Below are 8,321 nucleotides of genomic sequence, written 5' to 3' on the forward strand. Positions count from 1 at the left end.
GGGTTCACGGCTGCGCGCGACGTTCACGACGTCGTCGCGGAACTCCTTGGGATAGGGCTTGGGCATGGTGTACATCCTTCCATCGACGCCTCTCAGCGCCACAGATCAGGTGTCACCGAACCGTGCATCAGTCCCCACCGCGCGCTGAGCAGGACAGCCGTGTTCGCCTGCGCCTGGGCCGGCACCTGCTGCGGATCTCATTCGGATGCCAAGTCGTCTATGTCGTGGAGGAAGAACGCCAGCGCGGCTTCGCCTACGGAACTCTGCAGGGCCACCCGGAGCAGGGCGAGGAGAGGTTCTGCGTCGAATGGCGGGAGGATGACGCCATCGTGTTCACCATCACCGCCTTCTCCCGGCCCGGCACATGGTGGTCCCTCATCCTTGCGCCGATCAGCCATCTATTGCAGCAGCGATACACCCACCGATATCTCCACGCTCTTTAGCGCCCTTTCGAGCGCCGGCAAGTGTGCGCCACAGGAACCCCAATAGGGCGTCTGGGTGTTCGCGCCTGCAACTTCTACGCTGGGGTCACCGGAAGCACTTGGCGCCGGTGCGATTCGAGAGGCCCCAGCGTGTCCTTCCTCCCGATCTTCATCGTGGCCTTCCTCACCATCATGGCTGGCAATCTCGCCGCGCTGACCCGTGGGTGGATCGCTGCCTGCTTCGCCGACCGTTAATGGTCCGTCTTCTAAATGGTTGGGCGGTTGGCTTTTTCAGGATCTCGGTGCTGGTTCTGGTCCACACGCACGGGTGGCAGCGATCGTTCCAGCCGGTGACGAAGGCCCGGATCCGCTTGTTCAGCTCGGGCACCGAAACGACGTCGGCCCGATGCAGGGCCTGGCGTTCGATGAGCCCGAACCACGCCTCATGTCGACGACGGACGAATACTGGGCAAATGCGATGTTGGCACCTCAACCAAGTTCAGCCACGAGGCCGAGTTCGGCGTGAAGCGCACCTGGAACCGAGGGTTTTCCGCCAGCCAGGCTCTTACCTCGGGGGCCTTGTGCACGGCGTAGTTGTCCATCACCAGGTGCAGATTCCCTGGAGGTAGGCTCGGACAACCTGCTTGAGGAAGGCCAGGAACTCCTGGCGCCGGTGCCCAGGCTTGCACGCCGCGGTGACGTGGCCGGTGGTGATCTCCAGGGCCGCAAACAGGGTGGAGGTCCCGTGCCGGTTGTAGCCGTGGGTGCGCGTCGCCGGCCGGGCTGCATCGGCAGACCTGGTGCCGTGCGCTCAAGGGCCTGGATCTGGTGGTTTTCGTCCAGGGATAGCACCACCGCGTTCTCGGGTGGGGCCAGGTAGAAACCGACCACGTCGACGACCTTGGCCACCAGCTCGGGGTCGGCGGAGAACTTGAAGATGCCCTCCCGCCACGGGGCCACCCCATACTCCCGCCGGACATTGGCCAAGGTGTTGTGGTCGATACCCAACCGCCCCGCGAGTATGTGCGAGGGCCGGGGGCGACGCCGAACTTCTTCGGCGGCACTCTGAGCGTGGCGGTGACGTTCGCGCGGTGGTCGATCCGCCGGGGCCGGCCCGACCGGTCGTGGTCGGCCAGCCCGGCGATGTCGGCCTACCCGTAGCGGGCCCGCCAGGCGATCACCGTGTTGCCGGTGGCCCCCACCCTTTCGGCGATCTCGGTGTTGGAGACACCCTGGACGGTCAGCAGCACGATGTGCGCCCGCTGGGCCAGACCCCCCGCACAAAGGTGGAGTGCACCAACCGGGTCAGCTTCTCGCGGCCGCCATCCCCCAGTGGCAGCGGGGCCGCAGGATGGTTTGCCATATCCCAGAATCCCACCCCACCAAGCGCTCAGGCAGTTCAAAGATGGGCCACTAGCAAGCGAAGACTGTCAGAGTCTGGTGGATCGTTGATGGTTTATGTTAGTTTGGTCCACAGCAGCATGTGCGAAAATGTTCGGTCTGGATCGATTCACTTTACAGGGCAAGGAGACTCGCATGGAGCTCTCAAGACGCACCGTTCTTAGGGGAGGTCTCGGTGTGGGTGCCAGCCTGGCGCTCGGCGCCTGCGGCCGCACCTCACTCGACGCTGCGGCCGGCGAGCCTGTACGCCTGACCTACTGGTCTTGGCTGAAGGGTCTCGACAAGGTCACCGATATCTGGAACGCCAAGAATCCTCACGTCCAGGTGGAGACCGTGTGGATCAAGAGCGGCAACCAGGGCGGCTACCAAAAGCTGTTTTCCGCGCTTGCCTCCGGCGGCGGTCCCGACCTCGCACATGTCGAGCTCCGGCAGGCGTCGGCCTTCATGATGGTGGACGGCCTAGTCGATATGACCCAGTACGGCGCCGACGCCGTGACCGATCGATTCGAGGCTTCGGTCCTCAACCAAGTGACGTTCAACGGCGGCGTGTACGGGCTGCCGCAGGACTCCGGGCCCACCGCGTTTTTCTACCGGACCGACGTCATGGAGGCAATCGGCGCCGAGCCGCCCGCGACGTGGGAGGACTGGGCGGCCGTGGCCCGCGAGTACCGCGCCGCCGACCGATACCTGGAGTGCTTCCCCATCGCGGACGGCGGCTACTTCTGTGCCTACGCCATGCAGGCCGGTGCCAACTGGTTCCAAATCGACGGCGACTCGTGGGTCATCGACATGACAGACGACGCGACGCTTGAAGTCGCCGCTTTCTTCGACCGGGCCATCGACGAGAACCTCGTCAACGTCTCGATCAGCCCGTTCTCCCCCGGCTGGTTCGCCGCAGCCGGGACCGGACAGCTCGGGGCCATCACCTCCGCGTCCTGGGCCGACGAGCTCATCAAGGGCGTCGGCGGCACGGAGGGATTGTGGCGGGTAGCCCCGATGCCCCGCTGGACCGGCGGTTTCGGCTCCGCGCAGCTGGGCGGCTCGACGGTTGCGACGATGTCGAGCTCCCGGCATCCGCAGGAGGCGACCGACTTCGCCATGTGGATGACCACTGACCCGGAGGCGATCGACGCCCAGATCCTCCACTGCGGCATCGGCTGGTCGCCCGTCTCTGACTACATCGGCACCCCGAGGCTTCAGCCGTCGGAGTTCTTCGGTGGGCAGAACTACAACACCGAGGTCTTCGTGCCGGCGGCCCAGCAGCAGAACCCGAACTGGAGCTGGGCCCCCACGACCCAGCAGGTCTTCAACGTCCTGTCCGACGGGTTCCGGACAAAGCTCACCGACGGCGTGCCGCTGGTCGACTCCTGCCGCGCCGCGCAGGACGCGACCGTGCGGATGCTCAAGAACAAAGGTCTGAATGTGAGGGCGGCATGAACACACAACGTCGGGCACCGTGGATCCTCATCGGCCCCTTCCTGCTCCTGTTCCTCCTGACGTTCGTCGCCCCCATCGCCTACGCGGTGGTCCAGAGCTTCACGAGGGTGGATCGCGCAGGGCTCTTCGGCGAGCAGGGCACGAGCACCGCCTTCGCCGGTCTGTCCAACTACGTCCAGGCTTTCGCGGGCACCGAATTCCTCGCATCGATCGGTCGGATGCTCCTCTTCGGTGTCGTACAGGTGCCGGTGATGATCCTCGCGGCGACCGTGCTGGCCCTGCTGCTGGAGTCCACCTCGGCGCGGTGGCCCCAGTTCTTCCGGGCGGCGTACTTCATGCCCTACGGCGTGCCCGGGGTGATCGCGTCAGTGCTCTGGTCCTTCCTCTACGTTCCGGGTCTCAGCCCGTTCATCGACGTCGCCGCCCTCGTCGGCATCGAACTCGACTTCCTCGGGCCGAACGTCGTCCTGTGGTCGATCGCGAACATCGTCACCTGGGCCTACACGGGTTATAACATGCTCATCATCATCGCCCAGCTCAAGGCCATCCCCGATGAGATCTACGAGGCCGCGCGCGTCGACGGCGCGGGCCCGTGGCGCATCGCCCGGGCGATCCAGGTTCCCCTCATTCGACCGGCGCTGATGCTGACCACCATCTTCTCCATCATCGGCACCCTCCAGCTCTTCGCCGAACCGCAGATCCTACAGACCGTTTCTCCGGCGGTCGGCAGCGAGTACACCCCCAACCTCGCCGCCTACAACTCGGCCTTCAACTACAACGACTACAACGTCGCCGCCGCCCAGGCCGTGACGATCGCGGTCGCAGCGTTCGTGCTGTCCTATGCCTTCCTGTACTTCAGCAACCGTAGGAGCAATGATGACTGACCTCTCGGCCACTACCACGGTCGCACCGGTCACCGGCCGCGACCGGGCCAACGTCTCCGGCGCCCCTCGCACCAGGCGCCGCAGGGCAGGCCGCGGCGCCGCCTCGACCATCGTCGTCACCGGCCTTCTCACGGTCGTCGCCCTCTATTTCCTCGTGCCCGTCTACTGGGTCGTGGTCGCGGCGACGAAGAGCACCGAGGATCTCTTCGCCACGAACGGATTCCTGCTCGCGCCGACCGTCAACCTGTGGGGGAACCTCACCCAGGTTCTCACCTACGACGGTGGGATCTTCGTGCGGTGGTTCGCCAACAGCCTGCTCTATGCGGGAGTCGGCGGACTCATCGCCACCTACTTCGCAGCCGCCGGCGGCTACGCCCTGGCGAAGTACCGCTTCCGCGGACGCGAGGCGATCTTCGGACTCATCCTCGGCGGGGTCCTCGTGCCCGGCACCGCGACGGCCCTGCCGCTGTTCCTGCTCTTCAGCGAGCTCGGCCTCGCCAACACGTACTGGAGCGTCCTGCTGCCCTCCCTCGTCTCGCCGTTCGGCATCTTCCTGTGCCGGATCTTCGCCCAAGCCACCGTCCCGGACTCGCTCATGGAGGCGGCCCGGCTCGACGGGGCAGGAGAGATGCGCATCTTCCACACCATCGGCCTGCGGACCATGGTCCCGGCCATGGTCACGGTGTTCCTCTTCCAGCTCGTCGGCATCTGGAACAACTACTTCCTGCCCCTGGTGATGCTCTCCGACGACGAGCTGTACCCGATCACCCTCGGCCTGAGCAACTGGAACAGCCAGACTCAGCGACTCCCGGAGTTCTACGAGCTCACCACCGGCGGGGTGCTGCTCTCGATCATCCCGCTGCTCGTCGCGATGATCGTCCTCCAGCGCTTCTGGCGCGGCGGCATGACGGCCGGCGCCGTCAAGGAGTGAATCCGTCCCCCGTCGCCGCCCACCCCAGAACGCACGCGCGCCCACCGCCCTGAGAAGGAACAGAGACCCATGCCTGCCCCGACCTACCTCACCGACCACTCCCCGGGCCACGGCGCGCTCTCTCCGCGCTCCCGGCTCGACTCGGACGCCCCCGTGCTCGACCTCACCGGAACATGGCGCTTCCGGCTCTCGCCCGTCGCCGACCCGGGAACTGAGCCTTGGGAGGGCGACGACGCCGACTGGGACACTATCGCGGTCCCCGGCCACTGGGTCCTCCAGGGCGACGGCGGGTACGGCCGCCCGATCTACACCAACGTCAACTACCCCTTCTCCATCGACCCACCGTTCGTGCCCGACGAGAACCCGACCGGAGACTACCGGCGCACCTTTACGCTCCCGGACGACGGCGCCTGGTCCGGCGCTGAACGGATCCTGCTGCGCCTGGACGGGGTGGAGTCGGCGTACCGGCTGTGGGTCAACGGCACAGAGGTCGGCGTGGGCAAGGGCAGCCGTCTCGTCCACGAGTTCGACATCACCGTCCTTCTACAACCGGGCGAGAACCAGCTCGCCGTCCGGGTCCACCAGTGGTCCGACGCCTCCTACCTGGAGGACCAGGACCAGTGGTGGTTGCCCGGGATCTTCCGCGACGTCATGCTCCTCGCCCGCCCCGCCGGGGGGCTCGACGATGTCTGGGTGCGTGCCGACTACGATCACGCGACGGGCCACGGCGCGTTGGACCTTGAGCTCGCCGCCGCACCCGAGGCGTTCCCTGTCGCTGTCACCGTCCCCGACCTCGGGATTGAGCACCGGTGGGACGGCCCGGCCGACGTCGCCCCGATCCCCGTCGGTGACGTGGAGCCCTGGAGCGCCGAGGTACCCCGCCGCTACGAAGTCGTCCTCGCCGCCCGCGGGGAGACGGTCACCGTGCGCACCGGCTTCCGGACTGTGCGCATCGTCGGCGACCAGTTCCTGGTCAACGGCCGCCAGGTGATCTTTCGCGGCGTCAACCGCCACGAGATTGAGGCCACGAGGGGTCGGGTCTTCGACCCGGAGCACGCCCGGGCCGACCTGGAGTTGATGAAGCGGTACAACGTCAACGCGATCCGCACGAGCCACTACCCGCCGCACCCGGGCGTGCTCGATCTCGCCGACGAGCTCGGCTTCTGGGTGATGGACGAGTGCGACCTCGAGACCCACGGCTTCGAGAAGGTCGGCTGGCGGGAGAACCCCAGCGACGACCCGCGCTGGCGCCACGCCTACCTCGACCGGATCGCCCGCACCGTCGAGCGGGACAAGAATCACCCCAGCATCGTCATGTGGTCGCTGGGGAACGAGGCCGGCACCGGGCAGAACCTCGCCGCCATGTCTGCCTGGGTGCACCGCCGCGACCCCGGCCGCCCCGTGCACTACGAGGGCGACCACACCGGGGAGTACACCGACGTCTACTCGCGCATGTACCCCGCCCTGGAGGAGATCGACGCCATCGGTGGGGAGCACGGGCGGCTCATGGCGTGCAGTCCCGCGCAGGGGGCGCGGCTGCGACGTCGCCCCTTCGTCATGTGCGAGTACATCCACGCCATGGGCAACGGGCCGGGCGCGATCGCTGAGTACGACGAGCGCATCCGCGCCTACCCGCGCGTCCACGGCGGATTCGTGTGGGAGTGGCGCGACCACGGCCTGCTCACCACCACCGGGACCGGCACCCCGTTCTACGCCTACGGCGGCGACTTCGGGGAGGTCATCCACGACGGCAACTTCATCACCGACGGGATGATCCTCTCCGACGGCACGCCCTCCCCCGGTCTGGCCGAGTACGCCGCCGTCGTCGCCCCCGTCCGTCTCACGCTGACGGGCGACGCGGACGCCGTCCTCGTGACGAACGACCGGCACACCGCAGACACCACCGACCTCGCCTTCCGGTGGGCGGTCCAGGTCGACGGCGAGACAATGGCCTCAGACAAACTCGACGTCCCGCCGGTATCAGCGGGCTCCACCGCACACATCGTCCTTCCCGGCCCGGCCAGGGCGGCACTTTCCCGGGTCGGCGACCAGGGATGCGAGGTCTGGCTGCGGCTCGTCGCAACGCTGGCCCGCCCCGCGGCGTGGGGGCCGGCCGGACACGTGATCAGTGCTTGTCAGGTCGACCTCACCGCTTCCCGGTGCACGGGGGGTTCGTCCCGCCCGGCGGCACCGCCCGCCACGGGCAGCACCGCACCCCGGCAGGCCGGCGGGGAGATCACTCTCGGCCCAGCCCGCTTCGACGCGCGCACCGGGCGGCTCACCCGGCTCGGCGGGATGGCGGTCGACGGGCCGACGCCCGAGCTGTGGCGCGCGCCGACCGACAACGACCGCGGCTCGGGTCAGGGCAGCCTCGAGGAGGCCTCGCCCGAGGAGACCGGCGGCCTCGGCGTGCCCGGACCGTCCTCCGCCGAGCGCTGGACGCGGCGCGGTCTGGATCGGCTGGTCCACCGAACCCACGAGGTCCAGGTCCTCGACGACCGACTTATCGTGCGCATCCGCAGCGGCGCCGCCGCAACATCCATGGGCATCGAGACGACCCTGACGTACCTGGCGGACGGCGACGTGCTCGTCATGCGTGTCGACATCGCCCCGCGTGGACCCTGGGAAGGGACCTGGCCCCGGGTCGGCGTGCGACTGGGCCTGCCCGGGACCCTCGACCACGCCCGGTGGTTCGGCCCTGGGCCCGAGGAGTCCTACGCCGACGTGGCCGTGGCGGCACTCGTCGCCGTGCACGAGCGCACCATCGACAAGCTCGCAGTGCGCTACGCCCGGCCGCAGGAGACGGGACACCGCCCCAACGTACGCTGGTTGCACCTGTCCGGCGGCGACGGGCCCAACCTCGAGCTGCAGTCCTTTAACGAACTCGGCGGCGGGCAGGTCGGACGCCCCGGGTTCACCGCCTCCCGGCACACCGCCCAGGAACTGACAGCCGCCGCCCACCCGCACGAGCTGCCCCTGAGCGAACGCGTCCACCTCTACCTCGACGCCGCCCAGCACGGCATCGGCTCGCGGGCCTGCGGACTGGACGTGCTCCCACAGCACCAGCTGTGGCCCGCGACGCACTCCTTCGCCGTCGGACTGCGGGTGCGATAAGCAACTTAGACCTGGTCTCGTAACTCTTCTACCTGACGCAGTCGGCGGAAGTTGATGAGCGTGACGGCGAGCAAGAGCAGCGGGAGCAGCGTGGCTGCAGTGCGGTCGTAACGGATCCCGAGACGCTTGAAC

The 8,321-nt window shown here is 67.8% G+C and carries 7 protein-coding genes; 5 read left to right on the plus strand and 2 right to left on the minus strand.

Annotated features, from left to right (window positions below):
* The first annotated feature begins 122 nt into the window (after window positions 1-122).
* Window positions 123-443: a DUF1990 domain-containing protein gene (locus tag H488_RS32955; RefSeq protein WP_017834506.1), complete on the plus strand. Its 321-nt coding sequence runs from the start codon at window positions 123-125 to the stop codon at window positions 441-443.
* A 422-nt stretch (window positions 444-865) separates the two neighbouring features.
* On the opposite strand, the gene H488_RS38545 is transcribed toward H488_RS32955, so the two are convergent.
* On the minus strand, window positions 866-1,402 hold the full coding sequence (locus tag H488_RS38545) for a transposase (protein ID WP_373419180.1): 537 nt from the start codon (window positions 1,400-1,402) through the stop codon (window positions 866-868).
* A gap of 171 nt (window positions 1,403-1,573) precedes the next feature.
* Window positions 1,574-1,672 (minus strand): hypothetical protein, encoded by a 99-nt coding sequence (locus tag H488_RS37685; protein ID WP_017834508.1) that lies wholly within the window; start codon window positions 1,670-1,672, stop codon window positions 1,574-1,576.
* Between the two features lie 286 nt (window positions 1,673-1,958).
* Between H488_RS37685 and H488_RS32960 the strand changes: the two genes are divergently transcribed.
* From H488_RS32960 to H488_RS32975, 4 genes are all read left to right on the plus strand, one after another.
* Window positions 1,959-3,260 carry an ABC transporter substrate-binding protein gene (locus tag H488_RS32960; RefSeq protein WP_017834509.1) on the plus strand — a complete coding sequence of 434 codons (1,302 nt, stop codon included), beginning with the start codon at window positions 1,959-1,961 and terminating at the stop codon, window positions 3,258-3,260.
* Complete coding sequence (locus H488_RS32965) at window positions 3,257-4,144, plus strand: carbohydrate ABC transporter permease (protein WP_017834510.1); 888 nt, start codon at window positions 3,257-3,259, stop codon at window positions 4,142-4,144. The genes H488_RS32960 and H488_RS32965 overlap by 4 nt, the downstream gene beginning before the upstream one ends.
* Window positions 4,137-5,075, plus strand: a complete 939-nt coding sequence (locus H488_RS32970; protein WP_017834511.1) for a carbohydrate ABC transporter permease — start codon at window positions 4,137-4,139, stop codon at window positions 5,073-5,075. The genes H488_RS32965 and H488_RS32970 overlap by 8 nt, the downstream gene beginning before the upstream one ends.
* 69 nt (window positions 5,076-5,144) lie before the next feature.
* Window positions 5,145-8,189 carry a glycoside hydrolase family 2 TIM barrel-domain containing protein gene (locus H488_RS32975; RefSeq protein WP_017834512.1) on the plus strand — a complete coding sequence of 1,015 codons (3,045 nt, stop codon included), beginning with the start codon at window positions 5,145-5,147 and terminating at the stop codon, window positions 8,187-8,189.
* Window positions 8,190-8,321 lie beyond the last annotated feature (132 nt).

Origin of the sequence: Kocuria sp. UCD-OTCP (genome assembly GCF_000349605.1) — a bacterium.
Taxonomy (GTDB): domain Bacteria; phylum Actinomycetota; class Actinomycetes; order Actinomycetales; family Micrococcaceae; genus Kocuria; species Kocuria rosea.